Source organism: Paenibacillus sp. 01T442, from assembly GCF_056398345.1.
On the sequence record NZ_JBFTPF010000015.1, the window covers coordinates 70,353 to 88,261 of the forward strand.

The window sequence follows — 17,909 nt, forward strand, 5'->3', positions numbered from 1 at the left end:
TCTCTCCTTCGCTTCGTATTGATTATCGTGCCGCTAGCGTAATTTCGGCAGATTGGAGACCGATCGATGTTCCTGAAACCACAATCTCCCCTGGGGTATTTCCGCTCTGAATTAATAACAGGCAATAGCCATTAAATGCCCGACGACGATTCGTTTTATCAGGCTCATGGCTGCTTGGATTACCGTTGCCAACCCCCAGAATGGTCCCGGCGCCCTCTACCGTGAAGTATACTTCGTTATCCGCGATCGGTACAAGGTTATCCGCTTGGTCACGAATCGAAACTTTAACTACACAGACATCCGTTCCATCCGCCTGTATGTCGGTGCGATCTGGCTCCATGTGTACTCGGTATGGGAAATCCGTCGTCTTCACCTTTTTCTCAGCAAAAAGTTCGCCTTCCTTATAGGAAATTGCTGTAAGTTCCCCAGGCTCATAAGGAACTTTCCATTCTAAATGCCCAGCTTTAATCATAGGCTGGATGCCAAGCGTACGTCCATTTAGTTGCAGATCAACCTCATCCCCATTGGAATAGACCCAGACGTCCACCAATTCGCCTTCTTTTCCAGCCCAATTCCAATGCGGCAACAGATGAACCATAGGCTCTTCCGTCCATACAGATTTGAGATAATAATAAACATCTTTTGGGAAACCGCATGTGTCCATGATGCCAAAATGAGAAGAAATGCACGGCCACCTGTAAGGAGTAGGCTCGCCACGATAATCAAAACCTGTCCAAAGAAATACGCCAGTCAAAAATGGATTCTCAATTACGTCGTTCCACGCTTTTTCCACGGTACAAGACCAAGAAGGCATATACATTCCTTCATAGGATGGACAATAGCCTCGTTCTGTATCAATGGCATATATACCGCGGGTGGTTGTGCTGCTAGCGCTCTCACTTCCAAGTATGATTCTAGACGGATAATTGAAATGATCGGTCAAATCTTGTTGCTTTCTTTGCCCGTAATTGTAGCCAACAATGTCAACTTGATCGCTGTACCCCTCTCCATTCCAGCCATGATTCATAGCCGCAAGCGTTGGTCGAGTAGGATCCAGTTTGCGGGTCACATTGGCAAGTGTTCGAAGAATACGCGAGCCTGTTATCTTTCCTTCCAGTATCTCTTCATTCTCCATGCACCAAACAATAATTGAAGGATGATTACGATCCCTCCGGATCAAGCTTTCTAAATCGGCAAGCCCGCTAGGAGAACTATCCAGCTTCCGATTCTCATCAATGACCATCATGCCTATACGATCACAGATGGCAAGCAATTCCGGGGTAGGCGGATGATGTGCGCTTCGATAGGCATTGCAGCCCATTTCCTTCAATAACTGAAGCTTATATGCGATAACACGATCTGGTAAGGCAACGCCAACCCCTGCAAAATCTTGATGATTACAAGTACCCTTGAGTAGAACAGACTCTCCATTGAGTAGAAATCCTTCTCTCGTAAAAGCAAGCGTACGTATCCCAAAATGGGTTTCATAGGTATCCACGACTTTCTTCCCAATACTCACTTCCGTGATCAATTTATAAAGAACTGGATGATCAGGTGACCAGCATTGTGGGAGTGCCACATCTACCCTGTTCTCAACTTCCACCTGATCGAACCAGGCTACCTCTACGCTTTCCGATGTAAAAGCAACCATCTCACCGGCTTCATTCACGATCGTGGAAGTGAGCCAACATCCGCGATCCTTCTCATACTCGTTGTGAATAACTGTGCGGATGACTACCTCAGCACGCTGCTCCGTCACATGAGGTGTCGTTACATAAGTTCCCCAATGTGCGACATGGAGACGGTCCGTTTTCTGCAGCCAAGTATGCCGATATATGCCGCCTCCCTCATACCACCAGCCTTCATATCGCGTAGCATCGACTCTCACAACGATGACATTATTCCCTTCATCACCGTAGCGCGCTTGATCAGAAATATCATAATAGACTTCCGTATATCCACTATCATGTGTTCCAAGCAGATGTCCATTAAGCCATACGGTACTGACGCCCATGACACCATCGAAATGTATGCTTATCTTTTTCCCACAATCTTCAGCGGGTAGCGCAAACATTTTCCGATATAAGCCAATCCCTGTAGGCAAATATCCATGACTGCCAGGTCGGCTTCCAAGGTTCGGGTCATTCCGCACTTGTTCCTCCACAACCCAATCGTGAGGAATGCTGATCCGTTGCCAATCCTTTGGTACAAGGGCATCTTCTGTCGTTTGATCTACAAAAGCAATTTCTAACCATTCTCCCAGTTCTTGACTCCCAATGTCTGTGATACCACCTGTCTTCCCTGCTTTTACGGCGTATGGAATCGATATATCTCCTTTATGGAAAAACCAATCCTTGTCGAAATGCTCTTTCGATCTTACTTTTTGATACGTCATTTCAATGCACTCCTTTAACAATAAATGTATGCTATATAACTTTATTGAAATTATATTCCTGAACAAAACCTTCAACAATCAAAGAATATTTATGCTAATATAACAATATTAATGTAAAGGGATGAGCGTGATGACAATGAAACATTTCTTCTGGCATGTCCTAACCGATATTGATTTTCAATTACCTCTTTATCTGGTCTCAACGGGCTACTGGGTGAATCAACCAACCGTAGTGAGAAAGGATGGCTACAAGGCATATCAATGGATTCAGTGCTTTGACGGGCAAGGAGTTCTCGAAATCGAAGGGAAATCGATGACACTTTCCAAAGGACAGGGCATGTTACTATACCCGGAAGTACCTCACCGATATTATCCCGTAGAGGAACCATGGACGGTACAATGGGTTGAATTTAATGGCCATTTCGCTGGGCCACTTTTGCAATCCATGCAATTTAACTGCTCTATGGTTCTCTTTATGACGAAGCCTGACATGGTCGAAGCCAGAATCAATGAAATTAATCATCTTTACAGCATTCGTAATCAAATCTCAAGCTATGATGGTTCCCATCTGTTGTATGGCTTGCTTATGGATTTATTTCGATATACATCCACATCAGATACTCGCTCGAATCAGGAGCAATTGGAGCAGCTAAAGCCGGTTATCGACTACATCCAGCAGCACTTTGAGCAGCCCCTAACCCTTCAGGACTTGGCCAATCAACTGGGTGTTACACCGCAATATACGTGTGTTCTATTTCAGCAAACGTTAGGCACAAGGCCTTTCGCCTACATCAATCAGTATCGGATTCTTAAAGCGAAAGAATTTCTTCAATTATCCCCTGATCTCGAAATAAACCATATTTCGGCAAAAGTTGGCTTTGAAAGTCCGAGCTATTTTATTAAGTTGTTTAAACGAAGTGAAGGCATCACGCCCAATCATTTCCGAAGCGTGTACAAACTAACATGAAGAGGCTGAATCTCTCTGTAGAAGATCTACGTGAGATTCAGCCTATTGCTGTTTATTCGAGCATTTGTAGCTCGAGAATAAAAATTACTGTTAAACATAAATCCGTGCTTTTTATTGAGATAGGCGACGGAATTAATCACTATATGGTTGACTGCTATTTTTTTCCCACCTAATTTATACCCGTTACCGTCGCATATTCAGAATCTTTCATCTCCTAACGGACAAGAAAAACGTTATTTGGCATGGAGTGAGACTTCCCTGAATCTAACGGACACGATTGCCTTTATTTGCACCTAATAATAGGAAATAAGCAAAATTCTAGTGAATAGCGACGTTTGTGTCCGTTAGAATTTCAAAAACACTGATTTGGAGCAAATAAGGCCAGTTGAGTCCGTTACGAACAAAAAACCGTTCCCCTGCATCACTCCAATGAGCGCTATGCAATGAAACGGTGTGTGCTTCACTCCGTCGATCTCCATTCTCTAGGTGAACATACATCCAGTTCTATATTCGGATATGCTGCTGTTTTCCTTTTTTCAAAAAAGTTATACTTAATCATATGAATCCCCTAAAAGGAGTGATCCATCCTTGCAGTATGAGCGCCTGCCCCTAGCTGCCGGCTACACGATCCAAGAGAAATACGCCCAATTCACCGACCATGATTTACATATGCACGATGCTCTCGAGGTCAGTATAGCGCTGGACCAAGGGATGAAATACAAGATCGGAGATGCGTGCTATTATGCAGGTCCAGGGGATATCTTCCTGCTGCGTCCCTTCGAGCCGCATTGGAATCTAACCCAAGAGGAGGGGCAGCCCAGTCGTTGGATCATGCTGCTTTTCTCTCCTTCTTTCGTTGGGGTCATGCCCCGAGGTTCCAGTTTGCTTACACCTTTTTACATGACGAATACTTCACCACTCATTCCAGCGGATTCGGATTACGCTCAATCGGTAAAAAGACTGGCCCTTGAAGCGCTCGAGGAAGCGAAGCACTCGCTCCCCGGATGGGAACTTCAGCAGCAAACCTTGATGATCCAAATGCTTGTTCATATGCAGAGGTACTATTTGATGCATAACCGCGATCAACTACTAGAGGATTCCTCCGCGCAGGGCATTATCCAGGCAATTGACTATCTCATGGCGCATTGGGCAGAAGAGTTGGATATGGACATTGTGATTGAACAATCGCACCTCAAGAAAACGTGGTTCTATACCAAATTCAGGGAAGTGACGGGATTAACTCCGAATGAATTTATCATTCGGTTACGTCTTCAATATGCCGGTCATATGCTTCAATCGACAGCGAAATCCATTACGCACATCGCCCTAACTTGTGGCTTCGGATCAGCGAGTTATTTTAATAAAGTATTCAAAGAGCTCCATCACTTGACTCCGAGGGAATATCGCAAGCGTTGAACCCTTGTCGTACCCACTCCGTCTAGAGTTGGTATCCTGATAGCTGTACGCGGTCTTCCAGCAACTTGCCCGTCTTCGCGTAACGGCAGTTCACCGCTCCAACTTGGAAAGCATAGGCACGTCTTGGTCTATCCGTATGATTCATTTTACTGTGGTGGAGCGTTTCGCGATGGAAAAATACCGCATCCCCCGGTGCCATCGGATGGCATGGCGTTCCGTTGGCAGGCTCATCTGCTCGTTTATGCCCCTCTTCTGTATTGAGATTTGGTTGTCGACCTAGAAGATGGGAACCAGGCGCGAGCCAAAGTCCCGCATTCTCCTGCGAGATATGATCAAGTGCAATAAAACCATTCAGCATGTGACCAAGAATATGTGTGTATTGATTATCCTGGTGCCACTCGAGTCCCTTCCCCTGCGGATCCACAACGGCATACATCCCCATCCACAGCTTGACCTCATCGCCCAAAATTCGTTCAAACACACCAACGACATCCTGATTCGTCAGAAAGCTTGTTGTTTCAGGATAAGCAGCTTTCTCTTTGGCGATGTCGATAATTGCATGACTTTTCCACTGCCCGTCGCCTAGCGTATTCGCGAACACGGCATTCTCATTGTTGATCGCTTCCACGGTCTCCGCAGTTATAAATCCTGGTGCGTAAAAGTATCCCTCCCGATAAAACTGGTTGATCATTTCCTCTGTTAATTGAAAGTTCGTAACTCGTGACATCGCGACTGCCTCCTTAAGATCCCTTGATTACTTCCCTTCCATCGTACTGAATTTAACGTGAAATTTCTTGCATTTACGAGAGTGAGAATTAGCAATTTTGTTCAGTGGCGGCATGTTTCATGACTCATGAGAAAGAGAAATTGCCGCAGATTAGTGATCTGCGGCAGTTGTATGGAGCATTTGTATCTATCAGCTGCATTAGATGGAAAAAGTACATCTATTTCCGTGTTTCCTTCCCTGTTTTATGAAATAACTGGAAAACATACAGCTAAAATCAATCATTCTCGTCATTTGTAGCCGAAACACGAAAATTAGATGGAGCTTTTCCAGTTAAAATCCAATCTAGTTCAAATTGAGTTGAAATAACTGGATATTTTCCATTTATTTACGAAAACTGCTTTACTCAGCCGGTTTAGCGAGTTGAATCATCCCTTTGTTTACCTCGATGGGCCACATAACTGGACGCTCCAATGGATGCTTGTTCGGCTGATGAATGGTCAACTGGAGCGTACCGTCAAATTTGTGAAATATCATGCCGTGTCCGCCATCGCGGATATCCAGCGGTTCCGCATCTTGTATCCAAGGTCCGGTCACCTTACCTGAGGACGAGCGGGCTAAGCCCATCGTATACCCATTTACCCCAGTCGTCGACCAGAGCATGACAAGTTCGCCATTCGGCATTCGGTGTAGATAAGGGCCATCCGTGACATAGTTGCTTGACTGCTCGCCAAAACCAACTGAGCATGGAGCCTCCGAGGCACGGAATAAAAGGATCGGCTCGGAAACGGCTTTCTGAAGATCCGCCTGCAGCTGAACCGCGTACATCTCTCCATCCTTCACTTCCAGCCACTCCCGGCAGAAAATCATCCATGGAGTCCCCGATTCATCCTCGTACAGCGTGCCGTCCAAGCATTCCCAATCCCGAGGCGTAAGCGTATCACCCGCAGGTTCGAATGGCCCCAGCGGCGTATCGGCGATCAGCAAACAGGTAGCTCTGCATCGATTGTCGGCTTTGAAGCTGGCCAGCGTATAATAGCGCCCGTCACGCGCATAGACCTCCGGAGCCCAGTAGTGTTTATTTGACCAGAAGTCAGGCGATGGACGGAAAGCCTGAAATGGTCCTTCCCATCCAGCTAAATCCTCACTGACATACACATCAAATCCGATTGCTGGACCTTCCCACACATTTTGCCCAGTAGAACCGTACAAATAATATTTGCCGTTCGTCTGATCAACTAAGACATACGGATCGCGGAAATGAATGTCGCTTAACTGTAGTAGACTCATAACTAGTAATCCTCCAGCGGTTATTTCCCTTCATTATAGGGGGATCAGCGATTAAACAGCAACATTACTTCACATCGACCACAATGGAAGGCAGCAATCGTCCGTGTACGTACGGCAGTAAACGCCAACGACCTTTTTCCGGGAGCATCATCAGGGTAGGAAGATGTCGGTCAGCACCATTGTTTGCTGGCCCTAAGACGTTAGCTGATGCCGAGAGATTAGATGAAAATACTTCGACAAATGAATTCGTTCCTTCTTTTACGGCATAAACTTGGAATGGCCCAGCAAGCTCTTCATCCGTCCCCCAGAAATGCCACATATATTTCTGATTTCTTCCAGCTATAAATCCAGCATCAATAAAGCCAATCTGTTTCGCAATACCGCGCATCCAATAATTCCCTGATTGAAACATCGGACTTAGCTCCCAAGATGGTGTTTCCAAATTTACGATTACATGTCCGAATAACTGATCGTCTAATTTCACGTCTAGTCGCCACATGCCTTCAAGGGGAAGCGTAAATCGGGTCGTATACCTTTCAAGGCTAAGATACCCAGGGCTAGGTGTTTCAATTTTCTCAGAAGCGACCGTTTCACTTCTTCCAGTTTGTAGCTGTACAGCCTGAATAGTTAACGTTTTACCTATAAAGGTCTCCATTGCAGCTTCAAAATGAAACATATACCCATTCATTTCTCCAGCCCTCGCGTTAGGCTCAGGAGCTACATAAAAAATCAGACGCCCCTGCTCATAGTAAGCTTTCTGCTCATGGATATTTGCATATTCGGGACTTGGCCCACCTACGAAACCAAACACAATCACAATAACTAGAATCATCATAGTTGCCGCCCCAAATTTATATCGTTGTTTGGAGGAATCACTCGTTTCAGTGACACGATGAAGGACACGATTTGTGAGTTTCTTTGTAAAATGTCGATCTTCAAAAGGCGAATCTGCCATTCGCTTTGCCCAGGCAGGCTTTTCATCATTCATCCCCTACACCTCCTCCTTGTTATAGGTAACTAACGCATTCATCTTTTTCTTGGCCCGATTTAATCTTGATTTGATGGTACCAACCGAGACATGCAATAGCTTGGCAATTTCAATCATTTTGAGTCCATAATGATAATCCAGAATAAGCACTTCCCGATATTTACGAGGTAATGTCATCACCAAGTCCCAGAGATCACGTGTGTCATTCCGATCGAAAACAACCTGCTCCGCAGCTGGCGAGCTGCCCGTCGAGATGAACCGATCCGTCAAAGTTACTTTTCGAAAGAATGCCCCTTGCAGGTAATGGAGTGATTTATTTCTTGTGATTGTAAGCAGCCAACTCTTCACAGAGCAATCCCCGCGAAACGCATACATCCCAGTAAATGCCGCAAGAAATACGTCTTGGGATATATCGTCTGCCACATGAGAACGGCGTGTTAAGAAAAAGGCAAAGTTCCATACATCATCCCCGAACTCTTCCATTAAGTCTCGTAGTACAAGCTCCCGGTCATACCCTTGAGCCAAATATTTTAAATACTCGAAATCGTTCGCCACGCGCTCACCTCAACTAATAAGACCGTACAACCCGGAAAAGGTTCCTTATTGTGGAAAAAAAATAGCTCCAGACCTATATAAAGTCTAGAGCTACCGCATTACCGTTCAAGTATTATTCTTTTACACGTCCAAATAATCCTCAGCCAACATAGCAAACAACACGTGATCCTCACGTACGCCATTAATTTCCAACAACTTGCGTGCCAGCCCTTCTTGCTTGAAGCCTGCTTTTTCCAACACACGCATCGACCCCACATTACGCGGCATGACACCTGCTTCTACACGTAGTAATCCTATTTCTTCAAACGCGAATTTCATGATCAGTTGAATCGCTTTTGTCATGTACCCTTTTCCATTATGCGCCTGGTCCATGCTATAACCGAGAATGCACTTCTGATGTGGCCCACGTTGGACTTCAAAAAGCGAAATATCACCAATAAGTTGATCCGTTTCCGTTAGAAAAATGCCGAAAGCGTAACGCTTATCTTCTTCTCTTTGTTTGATCCCGTTTTCAATGCCCTTCTCTTGTACTTCTTTTGTATAAACAGATTCATTGCGCTTAGGACTAACGCCCTCGAATAATTCACGATTACGCAGCATGAGGTTCAGCATATCATCAGTGTCACTTACATCCAGAAACCGGATGTAGACTCTACCATTATTGTCATTCATGAATACCATCCTTTATCTAGAAGTCCTGTTATTATACGTCGGAATAAAGAATGGTTCAAATCACGCTATTTTTGTTTAAGAAAATAGTGCTGTAATTGGTTAGCGAGCTCATCATCCGAAAGGGGATTCCTGTGTGTGTTTTCCAAGTAAATATATTTCTCCGTTTCTGGCATAAGGTATTCTTTGTACCAGTGGAAAAAGTCTGGACTATCCCCCTGCATACGCAGGAATCTGCGCAGTGTATCTATATTAGTAACGGTACTCGCGATATTCGTTAACCAATCGGCACGATAGAAATTCGCCCATTTGCCATGCTCTGCCAAGCGAAGTGCCTGTAAACCTTTGTCGTAACACCACATGGATTGTGAAGCAAATACGAAGGCTTGCGCATATTGTTCGCTCCGAGCAGCTACATAGGAACGGCAGAGCCATAGCAATCCTTCCGAACCTGTCTGGTGAATGACACCTGGCAGCCACAAATGGTCAATAGCTCGCTGTTTGTCCTCACCATCCAATTTGCTAAGCAGCTCCTCACATGCCTTGACCCACTTGGACCAAGAAGCATGTCCCTCTTCAGCTCGCTGTTCAAACCATTGTATTTGCTCAGCGAAACTACCTTCTCCCGTCGCCCACAGCAAGCCACGATCCGCTTCATTTGTACGCCCTTGCAGCCAATGACCGATCAATCTTCTCGCAGGATGATTATAAAACTCGTCTCCAGCCAGATCATCAGCATGAGGCCCATATGCAATGGAGGCATCTGTATACGTGCGATACAAACCAGCAATTTCTTCCTGATGACTTGGGTAATAGCGACTAACAAATGCCTGTAAATGAGTCTCGACATCCATCGTTCCTTGAAGCCACAGCTCACGAACAAGATCTAGCAAATACACGTGCTGACGAATATTCCCGCAATTGAGCAGGAGATAATCGGTACATCCCGCTTCAAAAGCGCTCTCCAGTTCCTCCTTCACAAAGGCAGCCGAACCCTGAAACATCGTCAAATGATTCGATGCTTGAAGATCATGGAAGGTCACGTGGTAATAGATACCATGCTGACCACCATCATCCGCAGCAGGCAGCGCTCGCATCCGCACATTCAAATTCCCGTGCCGACGAGACACCATTTTGCCATACCCATTATCCGCCCAAATTTTGATCACATCATGAGGCAATTCAATATAACCGTCTTTATATAGCTCTGCAATCTCACCGTACAAAGCTACACAATAGACGGGGTTATCAACGGCTTCCTTAATCATCTCGTATTGGCGATATATGACGCGGGAAATCATTTCCCCACGCTTTGTTGGTGTATCAAAGGATGGATCATTCTCCCAAAAAGGCTTATCCCCCTGCCCTCTGAATGAGAGCACCCACAGAATGTTTTGATTCTTTTGCTTCTCAATGGCTTTCAGCCATAACTTTTCAAATAATTCAGGGGCCTCCTTGTAGCTGGCCGATCTGCCAGTATAAGCTCTTAGGAACATTTCTGCGCCCAAAGGCTCCGCGTGATGATGGGTAATCCACAACCCCATTTCTGCTGCTAGCTCTAAATGAATACCTGTCTTCGGTAGATCCGTCCCCGGAATCACCATATTTCCACCACAGCGAAGCAGCGCTTCAAAAACGGGCAGCCATACTTCACGCGAAGGTGGGTACGTCTCTTTCCATCCTATGAGACATACCTCATCGTTGACGAACCACCCGCGGAATCTCACTTTAGCTACAGGTGAGTTATAGGGTTCGCAATTCACTTCTATCGTAGTGCATTTCTGAATCGGCTGATCCATCCAATACCAGAATGGATGAATGCCTAGAATCGTTTCACTCACATGCAAGATACCGTAAACGAGCCCCAAGTCATCATTAGCAACGACATGTAATTGCAACTTCTCACCATCGTGCGTATATCGTAGAGCAAATGCTTCCGTATGCATCGCACAGCTATCATGCTCAGACGCATAACGAATGACAATCTCTGCATGTGCGGGTTCATTTACTAGAATTGGTTCCGTACCGAGCACATGTAGGATATCTCTAGTAAGCATATTTAAGGCATGACGAACTGGCATTCCCAATCGATCTGGCGGACAAATAGAAAGCCTTCCCTCCAGCCGTAACGTTGATTTACTATTCACATTTATATGCAAGTCTACACCCCTATCGAAGGAAAAAATCATGGCGCGTCCTAAGAAGCGACAACGCCATGATTCTATGCCATCTATTATTTTTTTACTGCTGTATCATACTCTTTAGCTTTTTTCATTAATTCTTCGTAAGCTTGATCAGCTGTTGCTTTGTCGAACATAACTTTCTCTACGATCGTTTTGTAGTCTTTCTTGAAGTTACCCCAGCCTTGCGGTTCAGCCACGAATTTCTGTGCTGCCGGTCCTACTTTGTTAATGAAATCAACGGATGTTTTGTCAGACGCGCTGAAATTTGGTGCTAAAGTCGTTACGATTTTCGCATTTCCTGGAATACCACGTGTTAATGATAATGTTTTCCCTGCTTCTTGGTCGTTAATGAACCATTCAACGAATTTCTTCGCTTCATCTTGTTGCTTGGAGCCTGCGTTCACACTCCAGAACATGCCTGGTTTCAACCAACCACCCGTTTGACCTGCTTTAGGAAGTGTTGTAAATCCAAAAGCGTCTGGTTTAAGACCATTAATAGCACCAACTTGGTTGGAGAAAATGTGACGAGCAAGCGCTGTTCCATTGACCACACTATCCATTTTCGGATCAAGTTCTTTGTCTGTCACCGTAATATCAGCAGGTGTAACGATGCCTGCTTTACGCATTTCGGATTGCTTATTCATGTAGGTAATCCATGTATCTTTATCGATCGATAGCTTGTTATCTGTAAAAGACTGCCCTTTACCTTGACTAAGCTGATAAGCTGTATAGTCAACTAAATCTGAGCTTTGATCAACGAAAACGTATTTATCTTTCCCTAGTTTGGCTTTGGCATCTTGACCGAATTTATAGTAATCATCCCAAGTCCAGTCCCAAGCCGGTGCCTTTAAACCTAATTTCTCGATCACCGTTTTATCGTAAGCCATGCCAAGTGCGGCAGTTCCTAACGGCATTGCGAAGAGCTTGCCATTCACTTTACCTGATTCGATAAGCGCTTTATCCATATCTGCAACATTAATGCTGCCTAGATCAGCAACCAAATTACGTCCAACATACTCATTCAAGTAAGCAGCATCCATTTGGATAATGTCAGGCGCATTTTTCGCTGCGAACTGAACGCCGAGCTTATCGAAGTAGCCGTCCCAACCGGAGAATTCGCTTTCAAAAGTAACATTTGGATGAAGTGCCGTATATTGAGTTAATGCCTTCTGAGTCGCATCATGACGCTCTTGCGCTCCCCACCAAGCAATACGCAATTTGACTGGAGCGGCTGGTTCCGCTTTAGTCGTGGCAGCTGCTGTTGGTTGAACCGTAGCTTTCGCTGGAGCTTCCTCCGTTTTGGATCCACAAGCTGACATGGATGCCACGACAACAAGTGATAGTGCAGTAGTCATTAATTTTTTCTTCATTGTATAATTACCCCTCTCGCATATGTCGATCTCACACACTTATCGTATCGCTGAAAGCCTGAACGGTATAGGAGAGAATCGAACTGATTTCTTTCAGTTTTTGAAACAAGTGGGGAGAAAACCTACTTTTTCAGCAAATCACTCGGGTTAATTCCGCAATATTTCTTGAAAAGAGTACTGAAATATGGCACATTTTGATATCCAACCTGCTCAGAGACTTCATAAATCAACAAATTGCCTTCTAAGAGAAGAGCCTTCGCTTTCTCCAGTCGGACACGAATGACATAGTTCATAAAGGTTTCCCCTGTCACCTTTTTAAACAACTGATTCAAATAATTTTTCGAGATAAATAGCTGTCCCGCCAACTCATCCATCGTAATGTCTTTCGCATAATGCTCATGAATGTAACCGAGCATGAAATCGACGGCTCCTTTATGCTTCTGGTTAACGCTTGGCTGTCGCTTGAGTCCAATGCTCTTCACCTTGGCTTGCAGGAAGCTCTCTACATCCGCACGATGAATAATCGTATCCGTTGACGTAACCAACTCATTCTCATCCGTAGGGGTGATCGACATGTCAGCTTGCTGTGCTGCATATTGCAGCAACGTCCAAATTTCCGTAGCTAAGACACGATAGAATAGCTTGGGATCGCCGCCTTTGGCTGACGCCTCTTGCCGGTTAATGAAGCGCTGAATATGCGACCACAGCTCTTCTTCACTGCTTTCCTGCAAAGATTGGGACAGGTAACGAACCAGATCCACCGCACCTTGTCCTTGTTCAAATGCTTGTAATGATTCGAAAGCAACATCTGCTGACTTTTTCAAATCTTCCCATTTACTTATGCGTTCACCTACCGCCGCTTTCACCGTTAAACCCAAATACCGCAGCATGCTGCTTGTTAAGGTCTCTATGAAGCGAGCAGATCGTTCAAGAGATTTCTCATCTGCTTCGCTGCGAGGAATGTGCAGAACAAGTGCTGAATACGGCCCGAATAACCAAATAAACGCTGATTCCGGCCATTCCTGCTGCGTTAATTCCTTCGTAATATTGGACATGGCGAAGCGAAATAAATGCCAATCTGCCACCGAGATATCCGTAACTCGGTCTGTCTTCACTAGTTCAAGCACGACGACCTGTTGATCATAATCTGTCCAGTACGCTTCGACATGGGGAAGCTTCATGTCAGCCGAATTAGGCTGAAGAGTACCATTAAGCAGAGCGGCTAGCTGCTCATCGGCCATTTGTTTCTCATAGTTTTGAACAAAACGAACAAGCCGCTTTTTCTCCATTTTTTCCAGATAGAAATCTTCTAATTGTCCAATCGTCCGAAACAAAACTTCGCGAATTTGTTCAATCGTTATTGGTTTATTCAAATAATCGTCGACATCCAGTCGAATCGCTTGCCTCGCATACTCAAAATCAGTATAACCGCTATGAATAATAAATCTGCCTTGAAAACCTTCCCCCCGCAGTTTCTCAATCATTTCAATACCGCTAATGCCAGGCATATATAAGTCCGTAATGACGATATCAGGCTCCACTTCACGGATTAACTCGAGTCCACTTTCTCCGTCAATCGCCTCTCCTGCGAATTCGGCATCCAGCTCAGCCCAAGGTATGATATGCCGTAAACCTCGCAAAACCTGAAAATCATCATCCACTATCGCTATTTTCCACATGCTCGTGTACTCCCTTATGTTATAAATATGGTTATTCGTCTGATAGTGGGAATCGAATGTCAACTTGAACGCCGCCTTGCTCCCGGTTACTCAGTTGCAAGCTATATTGCTTGCCGAATAGGGCATCCAGCCTTTCCTTCACATTACGAAGTCCATAGCCTCCGCGCTTCCTAGGCTTGTTCTGCCAATTAACACTGAGCCCCTTGCCATTATCCGTAATGGTTACATATAAGTTGTTCTCATCTCGATTAATGTCTATACCTATCTCAGCTTCGGAAGCGCCATGAAAGCCATGCATAAACGCATTTTCTACGAACGGCTGTAGAAAAATCTTCGGCATCAGCGAGTTCTTACAACTCTCATCCACTTTAATTTGATATGACATTTTATCTTCCCAACGCACCTGCTGAAATTTCAAATAGTGTTCAATGTGCGCGACTTCCTCCGTCACAGCCACTAGACTGTTCGTATTAGATAGCGCTAAACGAAACATACTCGCGACTTGCGCGAGCATAGAGCTGATCTTATTCTGCCCCGCCTCGATCGCCGTCCAGTTAATCTGATCAAGCGTATTATATAGAAAATGAGGATTGATCATCATTTGCAACGATTTCAGCTCTGCTGCCCGCTGCTGCACATGCTGCTCCCGCAGAGATTCATAGAGGTCTTCGATACGTTGTGTTAACTTACGATACCCATGAAATAATTTCCCAAACTCATTCTTATAGTCGGTTGGTAAACCTTGATCTTCCCCTGGTGAATACTGCCCCATGGCTCGAATCAATTGATTCATCGGTCTCATGAATCTGCGGGATAAGAATAAGGTAAGCAGCAGCACGAGCACAATCGAGGTAGCTCCAAGAAGAAGGAAGAGCTTCGCCATGCTTTTACTGCCTTTGGTCATTTCACCCCAAGAGCTTGCCTCAAAGAGAGTCCACTGGGAATCTGGTGATTTGGCCCAAACGAAGAAATCATCCTCCACACGTAAGGAACCGCTTGGCTTATCCAACTCCCCCTTCAATGTGAGTGTCGCTTGCTGCAATTTGCTGCTGTTGCCAGAATGCGTAATCAATCTGCCTGCTGCATCAAGTAACGCCATATTGGTCGTATCGTCTTCACTTGAAATCAGATGCCGAATGCTCGATACTTTAATATTGAAAACCATCAAGCTGTAATACTGGTTGCTATTATTGATGACCTTACGGGCGAAACTTATCACCGATTCTTCTCGTCCATTGGACATGATTTTGTGCTCGCCAAGCCAAGCGCTGTCCGTGTCTAGAATACTTGGATACCATGCTTCCTTATCTAATTGCGACATCTGGAAGAACGTAACAGGACCTTGGGTGTCCGATGTAAACGGGTAATCCGAATAGACATGGATCGATTGCAGAATTGGTGTGCCGAAGACAAGATAGTTCAATTGACTCTGCAGATCCGTCTCGATTTGCAGGCGCTCATAAGCGTCCTTATCTCGTAATCGGCCGTATAGGAGATCGACATTCTTAGCCGAGGTTCCCGAGGTCTGCTCAATACCAATTAAGCTTGTGCTCATTTTTTTGCTCAATTCATTCAGCAAGCGCTGCTGATAAAAAGAAGTATTGGAAGCAATTTCACTCGAAGTCCCCGAGTAACTAACGGCAATAACAATGCCGATCAGCATGGCAATAATGACGGCTGAGCTGAAGAAATAAACCGCGATAATGCGATATGTTTTGAATGGATTTTGCAGCATGTCTCTGCCCTCCGTATGATTCAAACTAAGCTCTTATGCAAAGAAAGCCGCAGCAAATGCAGCAGCTTTCCTAGTCAATCCTAAGCTTATCCTTTTAAAGCACCCGAAGCAATACCTTCGACGAAATGCTTCTGAGCGATGAAGAAAATGATCACGGCAGGCATAACAGAGACTAAGGACATGGCTAACATTTGCCCCCACGGCACCGTTCCTGCAGAATCAATGAACAGCTTCAAGGCTAAGTTAACCGTGTATTTATCGACGGAATTGATATACAGTAATTGACCAAAGAAATCATCCCAGTTCCAAAGGAAACAATAAATGGCGACAGTAACCAGTGCAGGCTTGGTCAATGGAATGATAATGCGCCAGTAAATTCCGAACCAAGAGCATCCATCTATTTTCGCAGACTCATCCAACTCTTTCGGAATGGAACGAATAAATTGCACTAGCAAATAGATAAAGAAGGGGCCTCCCACGCCGCCTGCGAGCAAATGAGGGACATAGAATGGTAAATACGTATTAATCCAATCAAATTTACTGAATAATACATACTGAGGTACGATCGTTACTTGCGTCGGAAGCATTAACGTCACCAGCAGGATACCGAACCAGAGCTTACGAAGCGGGAAGTCTAGTCGGGCGAAAGCAAACGCAACTAGTGAACAAGATACGATACTTGTGAATAATACGCCAATAATTAACTGAAAGTTATTGATATAAAATACACTGAAGTCATAGTTAGGTACTGATACCCAGCCTTCGGTGTAATTAGCCCAACGGAATGTTTCGGGAAATAAATTCGGCGAGCGCATCTCATCATTCGTTTTGAGCGAAGCGCCTAACCACCAGAAAACGGGATACATCATAATGATGCTTGAAATTAGTAATAAAAGATGGGTCAAACCTTGGCGTCTTGCCATCATTTCCCCTTCCCTCCTTGCGTCTCATAGTAAACCCAGTATTTAGAGGTTGCGAAAATAAGCGCGGTTACCGCTGCAATAATGACCAGTAAAATCCAAGCTAGCGCTGAGGCATAGCCCATTTGAAACTTCGAGAACGCTCGCTCATACAAGTACATGACGTATACATACGTTGAATTTACTGGCCCCCCATTGGTGATGATAAATGCCTGTGTAAACATCTGGAAGGAATTAATCGTTGATTGCACAAAGTTGAACAAAATAATCGGAGACAACATCGGCAGCGTGATCGTGAAAAATTGTCGTACCTTGCTAGCGCCATCTACAGAGGAAGCTTCATACAAATCCGTTGGAATTTGTTTCAGTCCGGCAAGGAAAATAATCATGGCCGATCCGAATTGCCACGCAATAAGAAGTACTAGTGTCCCTAACGCAGTGTCAGGGTCAGCAATCCATGACTTCCCTTGAATGCCAACAAGTGCTAAGGCTTGGTTAATAAAGCCGTCTTTGCTGAAAATATTTTTCCATAGAATCGACACTGCGATACTCGTCCCAATCAATGATGGGAAGTAGATCATCGTCCGATAGAAGGAAATCCCTCTGATTTTCTTATTCAGCAGCATCGCCACCAACAGAGCTGTAACGAGCTTCAGCGGTACGGAGAATACGACGAATAGTAAGGTTACCTTGATGGACTCGCGGAAGGTATCATCCTCCATCACGATATGCTTGTAGTTCTGTGCCCCAAGCCAATGCGGTGCATCCAGCAAGGAGTAGTCCGTAAACGAGTAATACAAGGACATCAAGATTGGCCCTAGTGTTAACAGGAAAAAACCAATCAGCCACGGGGACAAAAAGAGGTATCCGGCCACGGGAGACTCCCATCGGCTAAGAAACGGGATTTTCTTTTTCTTCGGTTTTGCAAGCAAACGGTCTGTTTGCTCCACGGTGCTTTCCATTAATCATTCCACTCCCTGTTCAAAGCGCTACGAGATTCGCTTGTTATCTTATAGGT

The 17,909-nt window shown here is 44.9% G+C and carries 14 protein-coding genes; 2 read left to right on the plus strand and 12 right to left on the minus strand.

Going from position 1 to position 17,909, the window contains the following annotated elements; genetic code table 11:
• Positions 1-22 precede the first annotated feature (22 nt).
• Positions 23-2,395, minus strand: a complete 2,373-nt coding sequence (galA, locus tag AC1DLM_RS15270; protein WP_477570437.1) for a beta-galactosidase GalA — start codon at positions 2,393-2,395, stop codon at positions 23-25.
• A gap of 130 nt (positions 2,396-2,525) precedes the next feature.
• Between galA and AC1DLM_RS15275 the strand changes: the two genes are divergently transcribed.
• On the plus strand, positions 2,526-3,362 hold the full coding sequence (locus AC1DLM_RS15275) for an AraC family transcriptional regulator (RefSeq protein WP_441987001.1): 837 nt from the start codon (positions 2,526-2,528) through the stop codon (positions 3,360-3,362).
• A gap of 588 nt (positions 3,363-3,950) precedes the next feature.
• Complete coding sequence (locus tag AC1DLM_RS15280; RefSeq protein ID WP_477570438.1) at positions 3,951-4,778, plus strand: helix-turn-helix domain-containing protein; 828 nt, start codon at positions 3,951-3,953, stop codon at positions 4,776-4,778.
• Between the two features lie 22 nt (positions 4,779-4,800).
• On the opposite strand, the gene AC1DLM_RS15285 is transcribed toward AC1DLM_RS15280, so the two are convergent.
• From AC1DLM_RS15285 to AC1DLM_RS15335, 11 genes are all read right to left on the minus strand, one after another.
• Entirely contained in the window at positions 4,801-5,505 is a 705-nt protein-coding gene (locus tag AC1DLM_RS15285; protein WP_441987003.1) for a phytanoyl-CoA dioxygenase family protein, read from the minus strand.
• A 399-nt stretch (positions 5,506-5,904) separates the two neighbouring features.
• Positions 5,905-6,792, minus strand: coding sequence for a glycoside hydrolase family 43 protein (locus tag AC1DLM_RS15290; RefSeq protein WP_477570439.1), 888 nt, complete (start codon positions 6,790-6,792; stop codon positions 5,905-5,907).
• A 64-nt stretch (positions 6,793-6,856) separates the two neighbouring features.
• Positions 6,857-7,780 (minus strand): DUF4871 domain-containing protein, encoded by a 924-nt coding sequence (locus AC1DLM_RS15295; protein ID WP_477570440.1) that lies wholly within the window; start codon positions 7,778-7,780, stop codon positions 6,857-6,859.
• A 3-nt stretch (positions 7,781-7,783) separates the two neighbouring features.
• Positions 7,784-8,335 (minus strand): RNA polymerase sigma factor, encoded by a 552-nt coding sequence (locus AC1DLM_RS15300; protein ID WP_441987006.1) that lies wholly within the window; start codon positions 8,333-8,335, stop codon positions 7,784-7,786.
• Positions 8,336-8,455: 120 nt separating this feature from the next.
• Positions 8,456-9,007, minus strand: coding sequence for a GNAT family N-acetyltransferase (locus AC1DLM_RS15305; protein WP_441987007.1), 552 nt, complete (start codon positions 9,005-9,007; stop codon positions 8,456-8,458).
• Positions 9,008-9,072: 65 nt separating this feature from the next.
• A complete protein-coding gene (locus AC1DLM_RS15310) occupies positions 9,073-11,163 on the minus strand; it encodes a glycosyl hydrolase 115 family protein (RefSeq protein WP_441987008.1) in 2,091 nt (696 codons plus the stop codon).
• Between the two features lie 74 nt (positions 11,164-11,237).
• On the minus strand, positions 11,238-12,557 hold the full coding sequence (locus tag AC1DLM_RS15315; RefSeq protein ID WP_441987009.1) for an ABC transporter substrate-binding protein: 1,320 nt from the start codon (positions 12,555-12,557) through the stop codon (positions 11,238-11,240).
• 122 nt (positions 12,558-12,679) lie between these two features.
• Positions 12,680-14,236 (minus strand): response regulator transcription factor, encoded by a 1,557-nt coding sequence (locus tag AC1DLM_RS15320; RefSeq protein ID WP_477570441.1) that lies wholly within the window; start codon positions 14,234-14,236, stop codon positions 12,680-12,682.
• A 31-nt stretch (positions 14,237-14,267) separates the two neighbouring features.
• Positions 14,268-15,971: a sensor histidine kinase gene (locus AC1DLM_RS15325; protein ID WP_441987011.1), complete on the minus strand. Its 1,704-nt coding sequence runs from the start codon at positions 15,969-15,971 to the stop codon at positions 14,268-14,270.
• An 86-nt stretch (positions 15,972-16,057) separates the two neighbouring features.
• Positions 16,058-16,894, minus strand: a complete 837-nt coding sequence (locus tag AC1DLM_RS15330) for a carbohydrate ABC transporter permease (protein WP_171629844.1) — start codon at positions 16,892-16,894, stop codon at positions 16,058-16,060.
• On the minus strand, positions 16,894-17,853 hold the full coding sequence (locus AC1DLM_RS15335; RefSeq protein ID WP_171629600.1) for a carbohydrate ABC transporter permease: 960 nt from the start codon (positions 17,851-17,853) through the stop codon (positions 16,894-16,896). Before AC1DLM_RS15335 ends, AC1DLM_RS15330 begins: the two co-directional genes overlap by 1 nt.
• Between the last annotated feature and the right edge of the window lie 56 nt (positions 17,854-17,909).